The sequence below is a fragment of the Roseobacter sp. genome, from assembly GCF_024639605.1.
Lineage (GTDB): Bacteria > Pseudomonadota > Alphaproteobacteria > Rhodobacterales > Rhodobacteraceae > Roseobacter.
The window spans coordinates 1-21,463 of record NZ_JAHEHZ010000003.1 but is presented as its reverse complement, the minus strand read 5'-3'; the positions used below and the strand labels follow the sequence as shown (position 1 = coordinate 21,463).

Annotated in this window: 24 protein-coding genes and 1 pseudogene; 15 read left to right on the top strand and 10 right to left on the bottom strand. The window is 58.3% G+C overall.

Annotation, left to right across the window (positions count from 1 at the left end; translation table 11 throughout):
* Positions 1–5 precede the first annotated feature (5 nt).
* The 5 genes from trxA to Q0M35_RS00870 all read left to right on the top strand — a co-directional run bounded on the left by trxA (position 6) and on the right by Q0M35_RS00870 (position 4,754).
* Positions 6–326, top strand: a complete 321-nt coding sequence (trxA, locus tag Q0M35_RS00890) for a thioredoxin (RefSeq protein WP_295311251.1) — start codon at positions 6–8, stop codon at positions 324–326.
* A gap of 136 nt (positions 327–462) precedes the next feature.
* On the top strand, positions 463–1,020 hold the full coding sequence (hslV, locus tag Q0M35_RS00885; protein WP_295311248.1) for an ATP-dependent protease subunit HslV: 558 nt from the start codon (positions 463–465) through the stop codon (positions 1,018–1,020).
* Positions 1,017–2,081, top strand: a complete 1,065-nt coding sequence (locus Q0M35_RS00880; protein ID WP_295311247.1) for a hypothetical protein — start codon at positions 1,017–1,019, stop codon at positions 2,079–2,081. Before hslV ends, Q0M35_RS00880 begins: the two co-directional genes overlap by 4 nt.
* A gap of 96 nt (positions 2,082–2,177) precedes the next feature.
* The gene (gene hslU, locus Q0M35_RS00875; RefSeq protein WP_295311244.1) at positions 2,178–3,488 is read left to right on the top strand and encodes an ATP-dependent protease ATPase subunit HslU; all 1,311 of its coding nucleotides are present in this window, start codon (positions 2,178–2,180) and stop codon (positions 3,486–3,488) included.
* A gap of 39 nt (positions 3,489–3,527) precedes the next feature.
* Complete coding sequence (locus tag Q0M35_RS00870; protein ID WP_295311243.1) at positions 3,528–4,754, top strand: MFS transporter; 1,227 nt, start codon at positions 3,528–3,530, stop codon at positions 4,752–4,754.
* Here the strand turns inward: Q0M35_RS00870 and Q0M35_RS00865 are convergent.
* The 3 genes from Q0M35_RS00865 to Q0M35_RS00855 are packed head-to-tail and all read right to left on the bottom strand — an operon-like array spanning position 4,738 to position 7,027.
* A complete protein-coding gene (locus Q0M35_RS00865; RefSeq protein WP_295311241.1) occupies positions 4,738–5,340 on the bottom strand; it encodes a Smr/MutS family protein in 603 nt (200 codons plus the stop codon). The two genes, Q0M35_RS00870 and Q0M35_RS00865, sit on opposite strands and share 17 nt — an antisense overlap.
* Positions 5,337–6,329 (bottom strand): MltA domain-containing protein, encoded by a 993-nt coding sequence (locus Q0M35_RS00860; protein ID WP_295311239.1) that lies wholly within the window; start codon positions 6,327–6,329, stop codon positions 5,337–5,339. Before Q0M35_RS00860 ends, Q0M35_RS00865 begins: the two co-directional genes overlap by 4 nt.
* A 38-nt stretch (positions 6,330–6,367) precedes the next feature.
* Entirely contained in the window at positions 6,368–7,027 is a 660-nt protein-coding gene (locus Q0M35_RS00855) for a Tim44/TimA family putative adaptor protein (RefSeq protein ID WP_295311237.1), read from the bottom strand.
* A 104-nt stretch (positions 7,028–7,131) separates the two neighbouring features.
* Here Q0M35_RS00855 and Q0M35_RS00850 point away from each other — a divergent pair, with 104 nt between their 5' ends.
* A complete protein-coding gene (locus tag Q0M35_RS00850; RefSeq protein ID WP_295311235.1) occupies positions 7,132–7,623 on the top strand; it encodes an FxsA family protein in 492 nt (163 codons plus the stop codon).
* Between the two features lie 59 nt (positions 7,624–7,682).
* On the top strand, positions 7,683–8,186 hold the full coding sequence (secB, locus tag Q0M35_RS00845) for a protein-export chaperone SecB (RefSeq protein WP_295311234.1): 504 nt from the start codon (positions 7,683–7,685) through the stop codon (positions 8,184–8,186).
* 2 nt (positions 8,187–8,188) lie between these two features.
* Here secB and dnaQ read toward each other — a convergent pair whose 3' ends face one another.
* The 4 genes from dnaQ to Q0M35_RS00825 are packed head-to-tail and all read right to left on the bottom strand — an operon-like array spanning position 8,189 to position 10,887.
* The gene (dnaQ, locus tag Q0M35_RS00840) at positions 8,189–8,875 is read right to left on the bottom strand and encodes a DNA polymerase III subunit epsilon (RefSeq protein ID WP_295311232.1); all 687 of its coding nucleotides are present in this window, start codon (positions 8,873–8,875) and stop codon (positions 8,189–8,191) included.
* Positions 8,868–9,458, bottom strand: a complete 591-nt coding sequence (gene coaE / locus Q0M35_RS00835; protein ID WP_295311230.1) for a dephospho-CoA kinase — start codon at positions 9,456–9,458, stop codon at positions 8,868–8,870. Before coaE ends, dnaQ begins: the two co-directional genes overlap by 8 nt.
* Positions 9,458–10,291 carry a shikimate dehydrogenase gene (locus tag Q0M35_RS00830; protein ID WP_295311228.1) on the bottom strand — a complete coding sequence of 278 codons (834 nt, stop codon included), beginning with the start codon at positions 10,289–10,291 and terminating at the stop codon, positions 9,458–9,460. Before Q0M35_RS00830 ends, coaE begins: the two co-directional genes overlap by 1 nt.
* Positions 10,288–10,887 (bottom strand): nucleoside triphosphate pyrophosphatase, encoded by a 600-nt coding sequence (locus Q0M35_RS00825; RefSeq protein WP_295311227.1) that lies wholly within the window; start codon positions 10,885–10,887, stop codon positions 10,288–10,290. The genes Q0M35_RS00830 and Q0M35_RS00825 overlap by 4 nt, the downstream gene beginning before the upstream one ends.
* Positions 10,888–11,290: 403 nt before the next feature.
* Between Q0M35_RS00825 and hemJ the strand changes: the two genes are divergently transcribed.
* From hemJ to Q0M35_RS00790, 7 genes are all read left to right on the top strand, one after another.
* Positions 11,291–11,740, top strand: a complete 450-nt coding sequence (gene hemJ, locus Q0M35_RS00820) for a protoporphyrinogen oxidase HemJ (protein WP_295311225.1) — start codon at positions 11,291–11,293, stop codon at positions 11,738–11,740.
* Between the two features lie 121 nt (positions 11,741–11,861).
* Positions 11,862–13,160, top strand: coding sequence for a transcription termination factor Rho (gene rho / locus Q0M35_RS00815; RefSeq protein ID WP_295311223.1), 1,299 nt, complete (start codon positions 11,862–11,864; stop codon positions 13,158–13,160).
* Between the two features lie 31 nt (positions 13,161–13,191).
* On the top strand, positions 13,192–14,475 hold the full coding sequence (gene mnmE / locus Q0M35_RS00810) for a tRNA uridine-5-carboxymethylaminomethyl(34) synthesis GTPase MnmE (RefSeq protein ID WP_295311221.1): 1,284 nt from the start codon (positions 13,192–13,194) through the stop codon (positions 14,473–14,475).
* A complete protein-coding gene (gene mnmG / locus Q0M35_RS00805; RefSeq protein WP_295311310.1) occupies positions 14,441–16,351 on the top strand; it encodes a tRNA uridine-5-carboxymethylaminomethyl(34) synthesis enzyme MnmG in 1,911 nt (636 codons plus the stop codon). The genes mnmE and mnmG overlap by 35 nt, the downstream gene beginning before the upstream one ends.
* Positions 16,348–16,962 (top strand): 16S rRNA (guanine(527)-N(7))-methyltransferase RsmG, encoded by a 615-nt coding sequence (rsmG, locus tag Q0M35_RS00800; protein WP_295311219.1) that lies wholly within the window; start codon positions 16,348–16,350, stop codon positions 16,960–16,962. The genes mnmG and rsmG overlap by 4 nt, the downstream gene beginning before the upstream one ends.
* The gene (locus tag Q0M35_RS00795; protein ID WP_295311217.1) at positions 16,955–17,764 is read left to right on the top strand and encodes an AAA family ATPase; all 810 of its coding nucleotides are present in this window, start codon (positions 16,955–16,957) and stop codon (positions 17,762–17,764) included. The genes rsmG and Q0M35_RS00795 overlap by 8 nt, the downstream gene beginning before the upstream one ends.
* Positions 17,765–17,775: 11 nt before the next feature.
* Entirely contained in the window at positions 17,776–18,666 is an 891-nt protein-coding gene (locus tag Q0M35_RS00790; protein WP_295311215.1) for a ParB/RepB/Spo0J family partition protein, read from the top strand.
* Here Q0M35_RS00790 and hemW read toward each other — a convergent pair.
* The 3 genes from hemW to rph are packed head-to-tail and all read right to left on the bottom strand — an operon-like array spanning position 18,663 to position 21,134.
* Positions 18,663–19,820 carry a radical SAM family heme chaperone HemW gene (gene hemW, locus Q0M35_RS00785; RefSeq protein ID WP_295311213.1) on the bottom strand — a complete coding sequence of 386 codons (1,158 nt, stop codon included), beginning with the start codon at positions 19,818–19,820 and terminating at the stop codon, positions 18,663–18,665. The two genes, Q0M35_RS00790 and hemW, sit on opposite strands and share 4 nt — an antisense overlap.
* On the bottom strand, positions 19,813–20,424 hold the full coding sequence (locus tag Q0M35_RS00780; RefSeq protein ID WP_295311211.1) for a non-canonical purine NTP pyrophosphatase: 612 nt from the start codon (positions 20,422–20,424) through the stop codon (positions 19,813–19,815). Before Q0M35_RS00780 ends, hemW begins: the two co-directional genes overlap by 8 nt.
* A complete protein-coding gene (rph, locus tag Q0M35_RS00775) occupies positions 20,421–21,134 on the bottom strand; it encodes a ribonuclease PH (RefSeq protein WP_295311209.1) in 714 nt (237 codons plus the stop codon). The genes Q0M35_RS00780 and rph overlap by 4 nt, the downstream gene beginning before the upstream one ends.
* Before the next feature lie 113 nt (positions 21,135–21,247).
* Here rph and hrcA point away from each other — a divergent pair.
* A pseudogene (gene hrcA, locus Q0M35_RS00770) lies at positions 21,248–21,463 on the top strand (heat-inducible transcriptional repressor HrcA); the annotation flags it as partial.

Here is a 21,463-nt window from a genome sequence, read left to right as displayed (position 1 = left end):
CCATCATGGCAACCCATGCAGTAACCGACGAGACCTTTGACGCTGAAGTCAAACAGTCCGACATCCCCGTTGTTGTCGATTTCTGGGCGCCCTGGTGCGGCCCCTGTAAACAGATCGGCCCCTCTCTTGAAGAACTGTCCTCTGAGATGGACGGCAAGGTCAAAATCGTCAAAGTAAACGTGGATGAAAACCCCAATGCCCCCGCCCAGATGGGTGTGCGCGGCATTCCGGCGCTCTTTATCTTCAAAGACGGTCAGGTGGTCTCGAACATGGCTGGCGCCAAGCCGAAAGCAGCGCTGCAAAGCTGGATCGAAGCCTCCATCTGATCCTCTGATATCAGGATTTTCAGGGCGTCCCGCTGCGGGGCGCCCTTTTCGCTGCGTTATCCATGCCCCGCGACCGGCCCTTGTGCCACGCCGCCCTGACCGCCATATAGGCTCTGCAAAACGACAGGAGAGCACAATGGCCCGCGAAGAGTTTCCCGGATGGCACGGCACCACCATCATCGGCGTCAAAAAGGGCGGCGAGGTTGTCATTGCAGGCGACGGGCAGGTCTCTCTGGGCCAGACCGTGATCAAGGGCTCCGCGCGCAAGGTGCGCAGGCTCTCGCCCGGTGGCTATGATGTGGTCGCGGGGTTTGCGGGGTCAACGGCGGATGCCTTTGCGCTGCTTGAGCGGCTGGAGGCGAAACTGGAATCAACGCCCGGGCAGCTGGCCCGCGCGAGTGTTGAGCTGGCCAAGGACTGGCGCACTGACAAGTACCTGCAAAAGCTCGAAGCGATGCTGATTGTTACCGATGGCGCGGAGATTTTTGTGATCACCGGCGCGGGCGATGTGCTGGAGCCGGAACATGACGTCACCGCCATCGGGTCGGGCGGCAACTATGCGCTTGCGGCCGCGCGCGGCATGATGGACAGCGACCGGGATGCCGAAACCGTGGCACGTGATGCGATGGCGATTGCCGCAGACATCTGTGTCTATACCAACGGCAATCTGACGGTCGAAAAGATCAGCAAATGATCGGGCGCGACGACCTGCGCGCCTCGGTCGCCGCCGGCCTGCTGACCGAAGCGCAGGCCGCGGCACTCACCTCGCTGGCAGACAGCCGGCGGGGCGCGCGCGAAAACCTCGACCCGGGCGACGAACCCTTTGAGCTTTTCCGCGGTTTCAACGAGATTTTCATCGTCGTCGGCCTGATCATCCTGACCACCGGATGGATCGGTGTCGTCACCTTCGCCGCCATCGAGAATATCTCTGATCTGCGCAATGTTCTGATCGGGTCGGGCCTGATCGGCGCGGTCGTCGTCTGGACGCTTTCGGAGTATTTCATCCGCACCCGCCGGATGGTCGCACCGGCGATTGCCCTGTCCGTGATGTTTGCGGTGAATGCCGCTTACGGATTTTCCGGTGGCATTGCCGAGCTTTTCATGGTGGCCCAGGGCGATACTGACAGCCTGCCGCTGCCTCTCGCCCTTGCGACCGTGTCCCTGCTGATTTTCTGGTACCGGTTCCGGGTGCCCTTCGCGCTGGCGATCATCGCACTCGGAGCTTTTGGCGTGTCCGTGCTGATCGCCGGCAATATGTCAGGCGCGCCACAGGACATGCGTGATCTTTTTCTGCTCTCCGCCGACGGGCCCTTTGCGGTGATCACTCTTGTGCTTGGGCTTATCGTTTTCGCCATCGCTATGCTGTTCGACATGTCCGATCCGCACCGCGTGACACGGCGCGCGGCCAACGGGTTCTGGCTGCATGTGGTGGCGGCCCCGGCGCTGGTGAACACCATCGCGCTCAGCCTGATGGACCGGGATGCGGCCTGGTCGAATGCCGTACTTCTGGCGGTGCTGGCTGTGGTCGCGATGATTGCGATCGTGATCGACCGGCGCTCGTTCCTGATCGCGGCCATCGGATATATTGTGATCCTGAGCAACACGGTTTTTGACGAGCAAAGCGCGGTCTTTACCGTGCTGTTTCTGGGCATCTTTCTGCTGGTGCTCGGTGCGCGCTGGGAACGGATCCGCGCGCGGCTTATGCGCATTCTGCCGGGGGTCATTCCGCGTGACAGACTGCCACCATCGATCTGAAATCCGCGCCGCGAAGTGGCGTGATTTCACCTACGCGGTTGCGTTTCCGGCACTACTCCTTACATCGCTTCAGAGAACTGACTTCAGGATATTCCCTTGACTGACCTTACGCCCCGCGAAATCGTTTCCGAACTCGACCGGTTCATCATCGGACAGAAAGACGCCAAGCGCGCCGTGGCTGTGGCCCTCAGAAACCGCTGGCGGCGCAAACAGCTGAGCGACGATCTGCGCGATGAGGTCTATCCCAAAAATATCCTGATGATCGGGCCCACCGGAGTCGGCAAAACCGAGATCAGCCGCCGTCTGGCGAAACTGGCGCGTGCGCCGTTTCTCAAGGTAGAGGCCACAAAATTCACCGAAGTCGGATATGTGGGCCGCGACGTGGAACAGATCATCCGCGATCTGGTGGACAGCGCGATCACCATGGTGCGCGAGCATATGCGCGAGGACGTCAAAGCCAACGCCCACAAAGCCGCCGAAGAGCGCGTGATCACTGCCATCGCCGGCGAGGACGCCCGCGAAAGTACCCGTGAGATGTTTCGCAGAAAGCTCAAATCCGGTGAGCTTGATGATACCGAGATTGAGCTTGAGATTGCCGACAGTTCCAACCCCTTTGGCGCCATGATGGACATCCCCGGACAGCCCGCAATGGGCGGCGGCATGATGAACCTTGGCGATATTTTCGGCAAAGCCATGGGTGGGCGCACCACCCGTAAACGCATGTCGGTGGCGCAGAGTTATGAAATTCTGATCGGCGAAGAAGCCGATAAACTGCTGGATGATGAAACGGTGACCCGTGCTGCCATCGAAGCCGTGGAACAGAACGGGATCGTGTTTCTCGATGAGATCGACAAGGTTTGCGCCCGCTCGGATGCGCGCGGCGGGGACGTGAGCCGAGAAGGGGTGCAGCGCGATCTGCTGCCGCTTATCGAGGGCACCACGGTCAGCACCAAACACGGACCCGTCAAAACTGATCACGTGCTCTTTATTGCTTCAGGCGCCTTTCACATTGCCAAGCCCTCTGATCTTTTGCCCGAACTTCAGGGGCGTTTACCCATCCGGGTGGAGTTGCGTGCTCTGACCGAAGAGGATTTCGTGCGCATTCTGACCGAAACCGACAACGCGCTGACGCTGCAATACACAGCACTCATGGACACCGAAAAAGTGACCGTGTCCTTCACCGAAGACGGTATCGCAGCACTCGCGAAAATCGCCGCCGACGTGAACCAGTCGGTCGAAAACATCGGCGCGCGACGCCTCTACACGGTCATGGAACGGGTCTTTGAGGAACTGTCATTCACGGCCCCGGATCGCGGCGGTGAGGAAATCGTGGTCAATGCGGAATTTGTCGACGCCAACCTCGGCGAGCTGACAAAATCCACAGATATCAGCCGCTACGTGCTTTAAGGCTTCCCATCGGGCTGCGGTCCTGCAACACCTCTGCGCATGGGCTACATCCGCTTTCTGATCGACAACCGGCTGTTTTTGCTGGCGGGGTTTCTGCTGACCTTTACCTCGTCCTACGGGCAGACCTATTTCATCTCGCTCTTTGCCGGTGAGATCAAAGAGGCCTTTGGTCTGACCGATGGCAGCTGGGGCGGCATTTATACCATCGGCACCACACTGTCGGCCATCACGATGATCTGGGCAGGCGCGCTGACCGATCGTTTCCGGGTGCGGCATCTGTCGCTGGGCGTGATGGGATTGCTGGCGATGGCCTGCGTGGCGATGGCCCTGGTGCCGACGGGATTTCTGCTGGTGTTTGTCGTTTATGCCCTGCGCCTGACGGGCCAGGGGATGATGTCGCAGCTCAGCGCGGTGGCCATGTCGCGCTGGTTCGTCGCGGCGCGCGGGCGGGCAATTTCGCTGGCATCTATGGGGTTTGCCGCAGGCCAGGCGCTTTTGCCGGTCATTTTCGTGGCCCTGCTGGTGCGCTTTGACTGGCGTTTGCTCTGGGTTCTGGCGGCGATATGCATCCTGGTGACAATACCGGTGATGCAGATGCTGCTGCGCCAGGAACGCACACCGCAATCCATGTCAGACAGCACTCAAAGCCTCGGGATGGGCGGGCGTCACTGGACCCGCGCAGAACTGTTGCGCCATCCGCTCTTTTACATGCTGATCCCGCTCATTCTGGGGCCTGCCGCATGGGGCACAGCATTGTTTTTTCAGCAGGTGCATCTGACCGAAGTTAAAGGCTGGAGCCTCGTGTCTTATGTGGCGCTGATGCCGGTCTATACGCTGGCGACCATCGCTTTTACCTTCATCACCGGCTGGGCCGTGGACCGGATCGGCGTGAAATGGATCGTGCCGTTTTACCTGGTGCCGTTTGGTGTGTCGTTCCTGATCCTCGCTTATGCGGATACGATTTTCATGGCCGGTGCCGGCCTGACGGTGTTCGGGATCGGGCAGGGAATGCAGGCCACGGCAATCACTGCATTCTGGGCGGTTTTCTATGGCACGCGCAATTTGGGATCCATCAAAGCGGCAGCAGCGGCGCTGATGGTTTTCGGCTCTGCCATCGGCCCGGGGATTACCGGCGCGCTGATAGATGCCGGGATCGATTTTCCGCAACAGATGATCCCGATTGCCGCTTATTATTTCGCCGGAGCCCTGCTGGCAGGTTTCGGCATCCTGCGCTACCAGCGCGATCTGCCTAGCGGTGCCGCCTGAGGTAGACGTAATAGGCACCACCGCCACCGTGGCTGATATGCGCCTCCGAGATCTGCATGACCACACCGGCCAGCGGTTGCGTCGTCAGCCATTGCGGCACCTGATGACGCAGCACGCCAAAACGCACCGGGATCGGTCCGCCCTCGTCCCGGTTTTTGCCCTTGCCGGTGATCACAAGCACCAGCCGTTTTCCGGATCCGTGCGCGGACATGATAAACCGGTTCAGGGCCGCATGTGCACGGTCGAGCGTCATGCCGTGCAGATCGATGCGCCCCTCGGGTTTCAGCTTGCCACGGTTCATTCTGCCAAAAGTTTTGCGGTCCATCTGGACCGGCACTTTGCGCAGACGGTCAGGCAGGGCCGGTGCCAGATCGTAACTGGTTTTGCGCGACGCTGGTCTGGGCGGTTGTATCGCATCGCCAAAAGCCTGGCGCACTTTGCGCGGGGACTGAGGCGTCTCACTGCGCACAGGTTTCGGAGCCACCGCGTCAGGATCAAATGTTTCGCGTTTATCGAGCCGCTCTGTGCGGTCCGCCACCTGCTGCCAGAGCGCGATCTCATCAGGTCGCAGTTTGCGCCGGCTCACGGTGTGTCCTCCGGCAACAAGGCATAGGCCCGCTGAATGGGCAGCAGCACAACCATCCGCCCGGGGTCTCTGAGCCGCCCGGCCGCGCGCCCCGCGTCATCGCCGGTACCAAAAAAAATATCCGCCCGTTGCGCGCCTTTGATCGCAGAGCCGGTATCCTGTGCGATCATCAGCCGGCGCAACGGATCTTCTCCGTCTTTCTCGATCCAGACCGGAGCGCCGAGCGGTGTGAAAGCAGGATCAACTGCAATGGTGCGCATCGGCGTGACCGAGCGGTTCATCGCGCCAAGCGGGCCCAGATGCGCGGGCACTTCGCTGACTTCACGGAAAAAAACATAAGACGGGTTGTGATACAGCAGCGCCTCGCCCTCAACCGGGTTACGCCGCACCCAGGACCGGATGACATCGGCGCTTACCTGATGCGCCTCGTAAACGCCACGGCGCACCAGCTCCTTGCCTACCGAGCGATAGGGATGCCCGTTTGCCCCGCCATAACCTACGCGGATTTTGTCGCCGTCCGGCAGGGTGATCCGGCCCGAGCCCTGGATCTGAAGAAAGAAAAGCTCCACCGGGTCATCGACGTAAGCAATCTCAAGACCACGCCCGGCCAGGAGATCGTCATCCAGCAGCTGCTGTCGGGAAAACCATTGCTCAACTTCCAGCGCCTCGGGCGGCATGGCATAAACCGGATACCGGTAGCGCGCGTCCGGGGTCAGTGCGCCTCTGAGTTCCGGTTCGAAATATCCGGTGAAAAGCATATCTGAATCATCTTCGATCAGCACCGGCCGGAAGAACAGCTCAAAAAACGCCCGCGGCTCCGGATTGCTGGTGGCATAGGCGCAGACAGCGCGCCAGTCGGGCGCGGTCAGGTCAGGACAGGTCTGGTTAAAAACATCAAAGGCCGCGGCATGGTCATCCGCGGCCCAGCCATCGAGATCATCAAACGACAATATCTGCGTTCGGGTATCCGGCATCGCGGCATCAGCCATAAAAACCAGCCCCGCGCATGCCGCACAGACCGCCGCATTCAGGCGTCTGTGGATACCAGCAACCAATTGGGATCATCCGCGCCCATGGTCCGCGCAAAGGACCAGGTGTCTTTCTGCCGTTTGATTTCAGTTGTGCTGCCTTCGATTATCTCACCTTCGGCATTGCGCACCGCCGATGTCATCTCGCTGGTAAAGCGGATGGTCAGCTCGGCCTCGTTCGTGTCGCGGTCGAAAGTGGCATTCATGAGTTTGATCTCACGCACGCCGATGAAGTTTGCCTCGATCGTCAGGCCGGCGTCTTCGCGGGCGGCGACGCCATCGACGAAGGAATCATAGATGTCTTCCGCGAGAAACGGCTGGATCTGATCAAGCTCGCCGTTCTCATAGCCCATGACGATCATCTCATAAGCACCGCGCGCACCGCCAAGAAATTCGGTAACGCTGAACGATGGCTCAGCGCGCTTCATCTCAGCCAGCGCTTTTGCCTCGTCGCTGCCTTCATCGACGTGATCGGTGATATCAAGATCGGGTCCGCCCTCAATAACTTCGAAGTCACGACCGGCGCGCCGGTCGGTTACGGGTTTCTGCGCGGGCGGTGCTTCAAATCCATCCCGGGTCCCAAGCACGTTTTTCAGGCGCAGAATCAAAAAAACAGCGATGCCGGCAAGGACAAGAAGCTGTATCAGGGACGAATTCATAAAAACCTCATGCGGGGTACGATGTGGAAACGGAGCCAGTCTGCTCTTATGTAGGTGCGGGGCACGCCCAAGTCCACTGCGGTGCCATGAAAGGAAGTATCAAAATGTGGCTCTTTATAGCCTTTCTCGCGGTTCCGCTGATTGAAATCACACTTTTCATCCAGATCGGCGGCGCAATTGGTCTCGGATGGACCCTCGCAACGGTCGTTATTACTGCGATCATCGGTACCGTTCTGGTGCGCAATCAGGGGGCGCTGGCGCTCACGCAGCTGCGCGCGTCGTTTTCCGATATGAAAGATCCGACCGAACCGCTGGTGCACGGCGCGATGATCCTTTTTTCGGGTGCTTTGCTGCTGACGCCCGGGTTTTTCACCGATGCCATCGGTTTTCTGCTGCTGATCCCCGGGGTGCGCACGGCTGTTTTCGCTGCGATCCGCGCCCGGGTGAACATTCAGACCATGGGCCCCGGTCCGCGGGACGGTTTTCAGGATACCCGACGGGCGCATTACCAGAATGACGTTATCGAGGGCGAGTATTCCGAAGCCCGGCCCGAAGACGATTCGCCGTCTGGTCCGTCGGGCTGGACCAGGCATTGAGAAGCCCCCGCCAAGCTGTTAAGCACGCGCTGATTTTATTTTCCCGTCAGGAGTAACCAATGGCAGACGAACAACCGCAAGCGCAGCCGAACGGACAGGAGCAGGTTCAGGCCCCGCAGATGCGCGTCCTTGGTCAGTTCATCCGTGATATGTCCTTTGAAAACATCATGGCACAGAAGGGCGCGCCGGCTGATACGACGCCCGACGTTCAGGTGCAGGTCAATCTGGACGCCAAAAAGCGCTCAGCCGAAAACCAGTACGAGACATCGATCAAGCTGAACGTGACATCAAAGGCAAAAGAGGGCGACACCACGCTTTTCGTGCTCGAGATCGATTATGCCGGTATTTTCCATGTCGAGAACGTGCCCGAAGATCAGTTGCACCCGTTTTTGCTGATCGAATGCCCGCGGATGATTTTTCCGTTTCTGCGCCGGGTTGTCAGTGACATCACCCGAGACGGTGGCTTCCCGCCGCTCAACCTCGAAAACATTGATTTCCTGTCGCTTTACCGCAACGAAATCGCGCGCCGTCAGGCCGCAGAGACACCCAAAGCCGACGCCTGATCTCAGGCTTTTTTCCACATAGCGTCGTCGCCCAGCTTTGCCACGAAGGCGGCATGGGCGGCGGCTTCTTTCTCAGAAAGACGGGATGGCAGTGCTGTCGGACGCGGTCTCGGCGTCCACTCGGGTACTGCATCGCTGCCCGGTTTCTGACTGTCACCTGACAGGCCGAAATCAGGCTGCCGTCCCCCGATCAGTTCCAGATATACTTCTGCGAGGATTTCACTGTCGAGAAGTGCTCCGTGCAGGGTGCGCGATGAATTATCGATGCTGAAACGCCGGCAAAGCGCATCAAGAGAAGCGGGCGACCCGGGGAAACGTTTGCGCGCAATCGCCAGCGTATCAATTGCCTGCTCCCAGGGGATTTGCGGCAGGTTCATCCATTTCAGCTCGGCATTGAGAAATTTGATGTCGAATGCAGCGTTGTGAATGACCAGCTTTGCATCGCCGACGAAATCCAGAAAACCCTGACCGACCTCGGCAAATTTCGGTTTATCAGCAAGGAACTCATCACCAAGCCCGTGTACCTGAAACGCATCCTCCGGCATCGCGCGTTCCGGGTTGATATACTGATGATACGTGCGCCCGGTGGCCATATGGCCCATCAGCTCAACTGCGCCGATCTCAACGATCCGGTCGCCGGTTTCCGGGTCAAAGCCGGTGGTTTCCGTATCCAGAACGATCTCACGCATTGGCCATTTTCTCCCTGATCTGCCTGACGATATTCTGAACCTGCGCGCGGGCATGTTCAACCGTATCGGTGATGATCACATAATCAGAACGCGCTCGTTTTTCGGCATCAGGCAGCTGTTTATCGCGGATATGCGCAAACTGTTCACGTGTCATCGTGCCACGCTCCATAACTCTTTTTTCCTGTAATTCGGCCGGAACAGAGACGCATACAACGGCATCTGCGAGTTTTTCACCTCCGGTTTCAAAGAGCAGCGGAATATCGAGGACGGCAATGTCTGCGGTGGTTTCTGACAGGAATGCCGCGCGGTCGGCGGCGACCAGCGGGTGCACGATTGCTTCGATCCGTTTCAGCGCGCCCGGGTCATCGGCAATGATGCCGCGCAGGGTGTCACGGCTGACAGCGCCATCCGAAATGGCTTGCGGGAAAGCCTCCTGCAATGGTCCGACGGCGGCGCCGCCTTTCGCATAAAGCCGGTGCACCGCAGCATCCGCGTTCCAGAGGGCGCAGCCTTCTTCGGCGAACATCTTCGCCGTAGTTGATTTGCCCATGCCGATGGAGCCGGTGAGCCCGAGGATGAACATCAGCCAAGCACCGCATCGCGCAGGTCTTCGGTCACGTCGGGGCGTTGACCAAACCATCTCTCAAATCCCGGAACACCCTGATGCAGAAGCATGCCCAGTCCATCGACCGTCGCGCAGCCCCGCGCGGCGGCCGTTTGCAGAAGACCCGTGCGGAGCGGAGCATAGACCAGATCGGTGACCAGCGTTCGCGGTTGCAGACCTGCGAGGTCTGTTTCCAGCGGTGGTTTCCCGGTCATGCCCAGCGACGTGGTATTCACAATCAGATGCGCGGGTTCAACGGCATCCCGAGCGTCTTCCCATCCGGTGACGGTGATTTTAGCTCCGAAGGCCGCGCGCAGTTCTTCGGCACGGGCGCGTGTCCGGTTCGTCAGGTAAATTTCCGGGACACCCGCATCCAGCAGGGCCACGATCACTGCACGCGCGGCGCCGCCAGCGCCTAAAACCAGCGCCGGACCGGACTCAGGTTTCCAGGACGGTGCGCCCTGGCGCAGATTTGCCATAAATCCGTAACCATCTGTATTATCTGCGTGAATTCGTCCATCTGGCAGAAAAGTCAGAGTGTTCGCCGCACCGACTGACCGGGCGGTTTCACTGGTCTCATCCGCAATTCTGAGAGCGGCTTCTTTATGCGGGATGGTGACATTTACCCCGACAAATCCGGCGCGCGGCAGGGTGCGCAACACCGTTTCCAGATCGCCTGCCGCCACGTTCATCGGTACGTAGAATCCAGCAATATCGTATCTGTGCAACCAGTACCCGTGCAGCTGCGGGGACCGGGAGTGGGCGATGGGTGATCCGATCACGCCGGCCAGCGGGATGTTTTCCCTGATCATTGTTCGAGATCCCCCCGCAAAGTGAGCCAGGACAGAAGCTCCAGCAAAGGCAGGCCCAGCACATTGAAATAGTCGCCCTCGACCCGGTGAAAAAGCCGCACGCCTTCTTCTTCGAGTTTATAGGCGCCGACGGAATGGCGGATGCTGTCCCAGTTCCGCGCGACATATCCCGCGATATAAGCATCGGTCGCAGCGCGCATATACAGCCTGACCTGACCCACGTGTCGCCAGATCGCCTCTCCGTTTTCACAGACCACCGCCGCCGACAAAAGCTGATGCCGGCCTCCGCGCAACGCGTGCAACTGATCAACAGCATCTTCGGGCGTCGCGGGCTTGGACATCAGCGTCCCCTTATGATCAAGCACCTGATCACAGCCGATTACCAACGCACCGGGGTACTTTTCACTGATCTTGCGGGCTTTGAGCTCCGCGAGTGTATCAGCAATATCCCGGGGCGGCGCGTTTTCTGCCAGTAGGGCCGCACGCACCATCTCTTCATCGACCCGGGCCGGGACGACCGTGAATGCAACGGCAGCCTGCTGCAGAAGCCGGGCGCGAATCTCGGATCCGGAGGCAAGGATCAGGGGCGTTGGCATGTGAATAAGCCTGTGTGCGGGACGCTGGATTGTTGCTGCATTTCTTCTGGGCAAAATGCCGGCCCGGCGCAAGTCCCGGGCGGCGCGCTTGTCTCACGGGGTCCGGCGCATTTCACCCCCGTAAGGGTAAGGATAAACCAGTCGGTGTGCATAATGTGTCTTCCACCGGTTTATACACAGAGTCGTACAGTTTCCCGGAGTAATAGGACCATTTAATTACTTGATTTTAAATCGTTATTTATTTCATTACCATACTGTTAATTTTAAACGCTGATCTTGTCCCCCTGTGGGAAAAACCCCTGGTAAATCGTTAATCCACAGAAATCGGCAACCCTACCTACATCATCATCCTTTTCTCTTTCTTTATTAATTATTAAGAGGGTTGGACCGACGGGGGCCCGGAATGACTGATCTGCTCTTAAACGCCTATCCCTGGATCAAGGCCTTTCACATTATGTCGGTGATTGCCTGGATGGCCGGGCTTTTCTATCTGCCACGCCTTTTTGTTTATCATACCGAACAGGTGGGCACGACGGGCGATACCCATCAGATGTTTCAGGACATGGAACGGCGCCTGCTGCGCGCGATCATGAACCCGGCGATGATTGCCACCTGGATCTTCGGGCTGTGTCTGGTCTTTACCCCGGGCATTGTGAGCTGGGATCAGGTCTGGCCCTGGACAAAGGCTGGCGGTGTGCTGGCCATGACATGGTTTCATCACTGGCTGGGGTTGCGGCGCAAAGAGTTTATCGCTGGTGAAAATACTCTGACCGGCCGGCAGTACCGGATGATGAATGAGGTGCCCACAGTGCTGATGGTCCTGATTGTTCTGTCGGTGGTGGTCCGGTTCTGATTGACAGGGGCGGACTGGCTGATTAACTGATTGCCACCACCCCGTCCGGGGATGGTGCAGACCTTACATTTCTGAATTCTTGCTGCGGGCCGCCGGGCCACGCGGCTTTGCGGGTATCTCCATGACAACTGACACGATCGACACCAACGAACCGATGGAAACGCTGAACCTGGCGGATCTCAAGCGCAAGTCGCCAAAAGATCTCCTGTCCATGGCCGAAGATCTGGAGATCGAAAACGCATCGACCATGCGCAAAGGCGAGATGATGTTCCAGATCCTGCGCGAGCGCGCAGATGAGGGCTGGGAAATTTCCGGGGACGGCGTGCTCGAAGTGCTGCAGGACGGATTTGGCTTTCTGCGCTCTCCTGAGGCAAACTATCTGCCGGGTCCAGACGACATCTATGTGTCGCCTGAGATGATCCGCAAATATTCGCTGCGCACCGGGGACACCATCGAAGGCGTCATCAAAGCGCCGGACGACAATGAGCGGTATTTTGCGCTGATCGATGTCACGCAAATCAACTTCGAAGAGCCGGAAAAGGCGCGCCACAAGGTTGCTTTTGAAAACCTCACGCCGCTCTATCCGGATGAGCGTCTGACGATGGAAACAGACGATCCGACAAGCAAAGACCGGTCCGCGCGGATCATCGACCTGGTGTCACCGATTGGTAAAGGGCAGCGGTCGCTGATTGTCGCGCCGCCGCGCACGGGTAAAACCGTTCTGCTGCAGAACATTGCCAATTCGATCGAGAAGAACCATCCGGAATGCTATCTGATTGTTCTGCTCATCGACGAACGGCCCGAAGAGGTCACCGACATGCAGCGCTCGGTCAAAGGCGAGGTGGTCTCCTCGACCTTCGATGAGCCTGCAACACGTCACGTGGCGGTCTCGGATATGGTGATTGAAAAGGCCAAGCGTCTCGTGGAGCACAAGCGTGACGTGGTCATTCTGCTCGATTCCATCACGCGACTGGGCCGGGCGTTTAACACTGTTGTGCCCTCGTCGGGTAAGGTTCTGACCGGCGGTGTCGACGCTAATGCGCTGCAGCGGCCTAAACGCTTCTTTGGTGCTGCGCGGAACATCGAAGAGGGTGGCTCGCTGACCATCATTGCCACGGCGCTGATCGACACGGGCAGCCGGATGGATGAGGTGATCTTTGAAGAATTCAAAGGCACGGGCAACTCCGAGATTGTGCTGGATCGCAAGGTGGCCGACAAACGGGTCTTCCCCGCGATGGACATTCTCAAATCGGGCACCCGGAAAGAAGACCTGCTTGTCGACAAGATCGATCTGCAGAAAACCTTCGTGCTGCGTCGTATTCTGAACCCGATGGGCACCACAGATGCCATTGAGTTCCTGATCTCGAAACTCAAGCAGACCAAAAATAACGCTGAGTTTTTTGATTCTATGAATACCTGAATTACTGTTTATTAACAGTGAGTTAACCGTAATGGATACGATCTTTGCCCTCGCAACGGCGCAAGGCAGGGCCGGCGTGTCGGTGATCCGGATTTCCGGTCCTCTCGCGTTCGACGCGGCTGAGGTGCTGTGTGGGGATGTCCCTCAATCCCGGCGTGCTGCCGTGAGAAAACTGCGGGATGCCTCCGGAGATCTGATCGATGAGGCGCTGGTACTCAGCTTCTCCGGGCCAAACAGCTTTACCGGAGAAGACGTGGTGGAGTTGCAGGTGCATGGTAGTGTGGCTGTTGTGCGCGGCTGCCTGAAAGAGCTTGGCACAATTGATGGATGCCGGCTGGCGGAGCCTGGCGAGTTCACACGGCGCGCTCTGGAGAATAACCGGCTGGATCTCGCGCAGGTCGAAGGCCTGGCGGATCTCATAAATGCGGAGACAGACGCGCAACGTCGTCAGGCTGTGCGGGTTTTTTCAGGTGCCTTGGGAGAAAAGGTCGAGATCTGGCGTCGGGACCTTATTCGTGCGGCTGCCTTACTTGAGGCCACCATTGATTTTGCGGATGAGGACGTGCCCGTTGATGTCTCTCCGGAAGTGTCAACACTCCTGACCGCGACCGCATCCGACATCACCTCTGAGATCAACGGCTCATTTGTTGCCGAGAGGATCAGAACCGGGTTTGAGGTTGCGATCATTGGTGCGCCCAACGTTGGGAAATCCACGCTGCTGAACCGACTGGCCGGCAGGGATGCTGCGATCACGTCTGAGATTGCCGGAACAACGCGCGATGTGATTGAAGTGAGAATGGATCTGGGCGGGCTGCCTGTTACATTTCTGGACACCGCTGGCCTTCGGGACAGCGAAGACCAGATTGAAGCGATCGGAGTTGAGCGTGCTGTCGAGCGGGCAGAAAGGGCCGATCTGCGTGTTTTTCTGAACGACGGCGGAATTCTGAAGATTTCCCCTTGTCCGGAAGATATCGTCCTCGTGCCGAAGCAGGACACGCCTTTTTCTGGTGTTCGAGGCGTTTCGGGAAGAACTGGTCAGGGTGTTAATGAACTGATCGAAGATATCAGGCAGATCCTCTCAAACAGAACCTCTGATGCCGGGATTGCCACGCACGAGCGCCACCGGGTTGCCATGGAGCGCGCGCTGGATGGCCTGAAAGCTGCCCGGGAGATCGTTGGTCGCGGACCGGAGCTATATGATATAGCTGCCGAAGAACTGAGATCTGCGATTCGAGCACTTGAGGCGCTCGTTGGCCGCATTGATGTTGAGAACCTGCTGGATGAGATTTTCGCCAGCTTTTGCCTCGGAAAATAGCGGAGTGTTTCACGTGAAACAATTTGACGTTCTGGTGATTGGTGGCGGTCATGCCGGGGCCGAAGCCGCGCACGCGGCAGCGCGTTGTGGCGCACAGACCGCGCTTGTAACCATGTCAGAGGCCGGAATCGGTGTTATGTCTTGTAACCCGGCGATCGGTGGCCTCGGTAAAGGGCATTTGGTACGGGAAATAGATGCGCTGGACGGCGTCATGGGCCGGGTTGCTGATAAAGCGGGTATTCAGTTTCGTCTGCTGAACCGGCGCAAGGGGCCGGCAGTACAGGGCCCCCGGGCACAATCCGACCGCGAAATCTATCAACGGGAAATGCTTGCTGAAATCACTCATCAGGAAAATCTCACCGTCATAACGGGCGAGGTTACTGATTTTCAGATGTATGGCTCGGGGGTGACAGGTGTGATCCTTTCAGACGGGAGTGAGATTGCGTCACAAACAGTTGTGCTGACCACCGGGACCTTTCTGCGCGGTGTTATTCATATCGGAGATGTCTCACGGTCAGGTGGACGGATGGGTGATCGCGCGTCCGTTAAGCTTGCAGATCGTATGGATAGCTTTGAGCTTCCTATGGGGCGTTTAAAAACCGGGACGCCGCCGCGACTGGACGGGACAACAATCAACTGGGACATCCTTGAAGAACAACCGGGCGATGATGAACCGGTGCTTTTTTCCTTTATGTCGCTAGGTGTTTCAGCGCGGCAAGTCTCCTGCGGTATTACGCACACCAATGAAAAAACGCATGCTATTATCCGGGCAAATCTTGAGAAGTCAGCAATGTACGGTGGGCATATTGACGGCGTCGGACCTAGATATTGCCCGTCAATTGAAGATAAAATCGTGCGCTTTGCCGATAAGGAATCCCACCAGATTTTTCTTGAACCAGAGGGGTTGAACACGAATACGGTCTATCCGAACGGAATTTCAACATCTCTGCCCGAAGCCGTTCAATTGGAATATGTCCGGTCGATAGAAGGTCTAGAAGGAGCTCGGATCATTCAGCCTGGCTACGCAATTGAATATGATTTTGTCGATCCGAGGGTCTTGAATGCGACGCTGGGTCTGGACAGTATTCCAGGGCTTTATCTCGCTGGTCAGATCAACGGAACCACCGGGTATGAGGAGGCTGCAGCGCAGGGCATGGTCGCTGGGTTGAACGCGGCCGCCCGGGCGATGGGGCGCGAAAAGATCATATTTTCAAGGGCCGAAAGCTATATCGGCGTTATGATCGACGATCTCACCACACGGGGGGTGACGGAACCTTACCGCATGTTTACCTCCCGTGCAGAATTCAGGCTGTCACTGCGGGCGGATAATGCCGATCAGCGTCTGACGCCGAAAGGAATCGCAATCGGATGTGTGGGTCCGGCACGCGCCGCCGCGTGGTCAGAAAAGCGGGAAGCGCTTGAGGCAGCAAGAACCATGCTGACAGATGCAACGTTTACACCATCGGAGGCAGGCGCGGCAGGCATGAAGATCAACCAGGATGGGTCCCGCAGAACGGCGATGGAGTTACTGGCCTTTCCGGACGCAGATTTTGATATGGTTGAACGGGTTGATGCGCGTTTGGCCGCAGTCCAGCCTGAGATACGGCGTCAGATGGAGCGGGAAGCACTTTATGCCAACTACATTGAGCGTCAGCAGCGGGATATCGCGATGCTGCAGAAGGACGAGGCGCTTAAGATACCAGCCGACTTTGAGTATACTTCTCTCGATGGGTTGTCGAAAGAACTGCAGGTTAAGCTTTCCCTGGCGCGTCCGGAGACGCTCGCGCAGATGGGGCGTGTCGATGGGATCACACCGGCGGCCATGACCATTGTTCTGGCGCGGCTGCGGCAGCGCAACAAGCGCAGATCCGCATGAGTTCACAGGCGCCGATGGATATCAATGTTTCACGTGAAACATCTGAGCGGCTTTGTGTCTTTCACGATCTGGTGCTCAAATGGAACCCGCGAATAAACCTGATATCTAAATCAAGTATCCCAGAGCTTTGGAGCCGCCATATATGGGATTCTGCGCAGGCGTATCCGATTGTCGAAGATTGGAATACCTGGCTGGATATCGGAAGCGGGGGCGGATTTCCCGCTATTATCATTGCGATCCTTGCGCAGCGGCAAAACCCTGGCGGCCGGGTCATCATGATCGAAAGCGATCAGCGTAAGGCGGCGTTTCTGAGAACTGCCATAAGAGAGCTTGACCTGAACGCATCCGTTAAGGTGTCCCGGGTTGAGACCACTGAGCCCGTGGGAGCCGATGTGATTTCTGCCCGGGCGCTGGCTGATCTGACGGAGCTTATCGGGTATGCTGAGCGTCATCTCAACCCTGAGGGTCGCGCCGTCTTTTTCAAAGGCGAAACATGGGAAAAAGAGCTCGCCAGAGCACAGGAAACCTGGTCATTTTCCGTCACATCGCATAAAAGTAAAACGAACCCCGCTGCTGCCGTTCTTGAGATAAAGGAAATCAAGCGTGTCTGACCTGTCGCGTCCTCAAGGCCCAAAAATTATTGCAGTTGCGAATCAGAAAGGGGGCGTCGGCAAGACGACGACCACCATCAATCTTGCCGCAGCACTCGCCGAATCCGGCGCACGGGTACTGGTGATTGATCTGGATCCGCAGGGAAATGCGTCCACCGGTCTCGGGATCGAGATGGAGAACCGTGAATTCACCACCTATGAGCTTTTGCTTGAAGACATCGATCTGGGCTCGGTTATTCTGCCGACGGTTACGCCAAATCTGATGATCGTGCCGGCAACGGTCGATCTGAGTTCTGCCGATCTGGAACTGATGTCCAACGAAAAGCGTAGTTTTCTTCTGCATGACGCGCTGCGTCAGACGCGGATGGACGATTTCAACCTCGACTATATCCTGATCGATTGCCCGCCGTCGCTGAACCTGCTGACGGTGAATGCGATGATTGCGGCGCATTCCGTTCTGGTGCCGCTGCAAAGTGAGTTTTTCGCGCTGGAAGGTCTGTCTCAGCTCATGCTGACGATTCGCGAAGTGCGTCAGACCGGGAACAAGAACCTGCGCATTGAGGGCGTGCTGCTGACAATGTTCGATCAGCGCAACAACCTGTCGACGCTGGTGGAGCAGGATGCACGGGACAATCTGGGGGAACTGGTGTTTGAAACGCGCATTCCCCGCAACGTGCGTGTCAGTGAAGCGCCGTCTTATGCCATGCCGGTGCTGACTTATGACACAGCGTCGAAAGGCGCGCAGGCCTATCGCGCGCTGGCGCAGGAAATTATGCATAAAAATAAAGCCAAAGTGGCGTGAGGGAGCGGGACATGTCGGGTGGAACAGAGCGCAAGCGTGGTTTGGGACGGGGGCTGTCTGCCCTGATGTCGGATGTGGCGGACACCGGGGAGCGTGCTGCTGCAGGCCCCGCAGCTGCCGAGCGGAAAATCCCTATTGAACAGATATCCCCGAATCCGGACCAGCCGCGCAAACGCTTTGCGGACGGTGATCTTGATGATCTTGCGGCCTCGATCAAAGAGAAGGGAATCATTCAGCCCCTGATCGTGCGGGCCCTGGCAAGCGGACGCTATGAGATTGTTGCAGGAGAGCGGCGCTGGCGCGCGGCGCAGATGGCAAAGCTGCATGAGTTGCCGGTCATCGTGCGGCAGTTTTCCGATGTCGAAGTGCTCGAAGTGGCGATTATCGAAAATATCCAGCGGGCCGATCTGAATGCGGTGGAAGAGGCTGCTGGCTACCGGCGCCTGATGGATGAGTTTGGCCACACTCAGGAAAAGATGGCCGAGGCCCTTGGCAAGAGCCGCAGCCATATTGCCAACCTGTTGCGCTTGCTGAATCTACCTGAACCTGTTCTGGACATGGTCCGCGGTGATACGCTGAGCGCCGGTCATGCGCGCGCGCTGATCGGGTCCGATGATCCGCTGGCCCTCGCAAAGCAGATCGTCAAAGGCGGGCTGTCCGTGCGCGCGACAGAAGCGCTTGTGAAAAAGGTTCAGGCGGGGGACGGCGCCACGAGGCCTGAGAAAGCTGCGGCGCCTGCAAAGGATGCCGATACCAAAGCGCTTGAAGGGGATCTTTCCGCGACCCTTGGGATGAAGGTCGAGCTCTCCCATAAGCCTGGCGGCGAAAAAGGGCATATCACGCTGCACTATTCATCGCTGGAAGAGCTGGACGAGCTTTGCCGTATTCTGAGCGGGAGTTAAACGCTCAGAAGGTCGGCAAGCACTGCATTAAGAACCATAAACCCTTGTTCTGAAACAGTAATTCTGTCTTTAGTCGCATCGACCATACCGATATCGCGAAGATGCTCAATGCGGCCGGGATCAAGCGGTCTGCCGCTGAGCTTTTCATAGCGGGAGAGGCTGACGCCCTCCTTCAGACGCAATCCCATCAGCAGAAATTCACTGGCCTCGTCTGCCCGCGTCAGAAGCTGGCGGGGTTTTTCAGCGGAGTTGGTGTCGACAGCGGCAAGCCATCGCGTTGGGTTAGAGAAACATTCAGTAGCGTATCGTGCCCCGTCTGATGTGAGCCGCCCGTGTGCGCCCGGACCGATCCCGATGTAATCACCGTATCGCCAGTAGATCAGGTTGTGCCGGGACTGCGCCCCGTCCCGGGCATGATTGGAAACTTCATACGCGGGCATGCCCTCCGCGCCGCAAATGTCGCGGGTCAGAGCATAGAGATCCACGCTCAGATCATCGTCGGGAAGGCCGCGCAATTTGCCGGCGTTGTAGCGGTCGCCGAAAGCGGTGCCCTGTTCGATGGTCAGCTGATAAAGCGACAGGTGGTCTACGGCCATCGACAGGGCAGAGCGCAGTTCCGCATCCCAGTCTGCAAGGGATTGTCCCTGGCGGGCATAAATCAGGTCAAAACTGACCCGGGCGAAAGTGTCCCGCGCGATATCGAATGCGGCCATGGCTTCCTGCGCGGTGTGGATACGGCCCAGCCGGCGCAGATCATCATCATTGAGCGCCTGAATACCCATCGAGATACGGTTCACGCCTCCATCGCGATAGGCCCGGAAGCGCCCGGCCTCCACAGAACCGGGGTTTGCTTCCAGCGTGATCTCCGGATCGTTTGCCACAGGCCACAACCTTCGGATTTCGGCGATGATCGCGGCAACGGTGTCGGGGTCCATCAGGCTGGGAGTGCCGCCGCCGAAGAATACCGCGTTCAGCACCCGGCCCGGAGTTTCAGAAGCTGCGCGGCGCAGTTCCGACAGATACGCCGCAGCCCAGGCCGCCTGGTTGATGGAGCGTGATACGTGACTGTTAAAGTCGCAATAGGGACACTTTGCCTCGCAGAAAGGCCAGTGGATATAGAGCCCGAACCCGCCCTCCTGCCAATCCTCAGCCAAAGCAGCCGGCAATCAGTTTCCGGAAGGCGTCGGCGCGGTGGCTCACCTTGTTTTTCTGTGCCGGGTCCATTTCGGCAAAGGTCACGTCGTACCCGTCGGGCATGAACATCGGGTCATAGCCGTGCCCGGTCCCGCCCCGGACCGGCCATACGAGCGTGCCGTTCACGCGGCCCTCAAAGACCTCTTCGTCGCCGCCGGGCCAGGCCAGCACAAAGGTGGCGCGGAAACGGGCGCGCCAGGGCTGTGGCACGCCTTTGGACACCAGCATGTCGTGGGTTTTCTGCATCGCCATCATGAAATCGCGACCGTCAGGTGTTTCGGCCCAGTCGGCGGCGTAAACGCCCGGCTGATCGTCCAGTCCTTCAACCTCAATCCCGGAGTCGTCCGCCAGCGCAGGCAAGCCGGTGCCCGCGACGGCCCCGCGCGCCTTGATCCGGGCGTTGCCGACAAAGGTGTCTTCGGTTTCTTCGGGTTCCGTCAGCTCCATCGCGGCAGCACCCACAACCTCGACCCCGTGTTGCGCAAAGAGCTGTTCCATCTCTTCCAGCTTGCCCGTGTTATGGGTGGCGATCAGGATACGTTTGCCAGTGAAGCGTCGTGTCATGAGGTGGCGGCTTTCTGTGCTGTGACCAGTTCGCTCACGCCTTTTTCGGCAAGATCAAGTAAAGCATTCATCTGATCACGTGAATAGGTCGAGCCCTCAGCACTCATCTGCACCTCAATGAGCTGTTTCGTGCCGGTCATGATGAAATTACCATCCACGCCGGCCTCGGAATCTTCCGGATAGTCCAGATCAAGCACCGGCTGGCCTGCATAGATGCCGCAGCTGATCGCGGCCACCGGATCGGTCAGCGGGTCACTGACAACATCGCCGGCCTTCATCAGCTTGTTCACCGCCAGTTTCAGCGCGATCCAGCCGCCGGTGATAGATGCGCAGCGGGTGCCGCCATCAGCCTGTAGTACATCGCAATCGACGGTGATCTGCCGCTCGCCCAGGGCCACGCGATCGACACCGGCGCGCAGAGAGCGCCCGATCAGTCGCTGGATCTCGACGGTGCGGCCACCCTGTTTGCCGCTGGCGGCTTCGCGGCGCATGCGGGTGTTGGTGGCGCGTGGCAGCATGCCGTATTCTGCTGTAACCCAGCCAAGCCCGGAGCCTTTTATGAACGGCGGCACGCGGTCTTCGATGGTTGCGGTACAGAGCACATGCGTGTCGCCCATGCGGATCAGCGCGGAGCCTTCGGCGTGTTTGGTGAAATCTGTTTCTATAGAAACAGCGCGCATTTCGTTCAGTTCTCGGCCGGAGGGGCGCATGGGATATCCTTTTTATATGCGTCTCTCCGATACAGGGGCTGCGGGCCCTGATGCAACCCCGATTGAATTCCGCGCGATCTGTGCTTTTATGTGCTCCTGGTCAGGAAACGGTTATGAGTGACAAGGCAGATATCCTCGGAGAGATGAACGATCGCTCGCGCGAAGTGTTTCGACGCGTGGTCGAAGGCTACCTTGCTGATGGCGCGCCTGTCGGCTCGCGCACACTGACACGGGATTTCTCGGAAAAGGTGAGTGCGGCGACGATCCGCAACGTCATGCAGGATCTGGAATATCTGGGACTTCTCGACAGCCCGCATATCAGTGCGGGG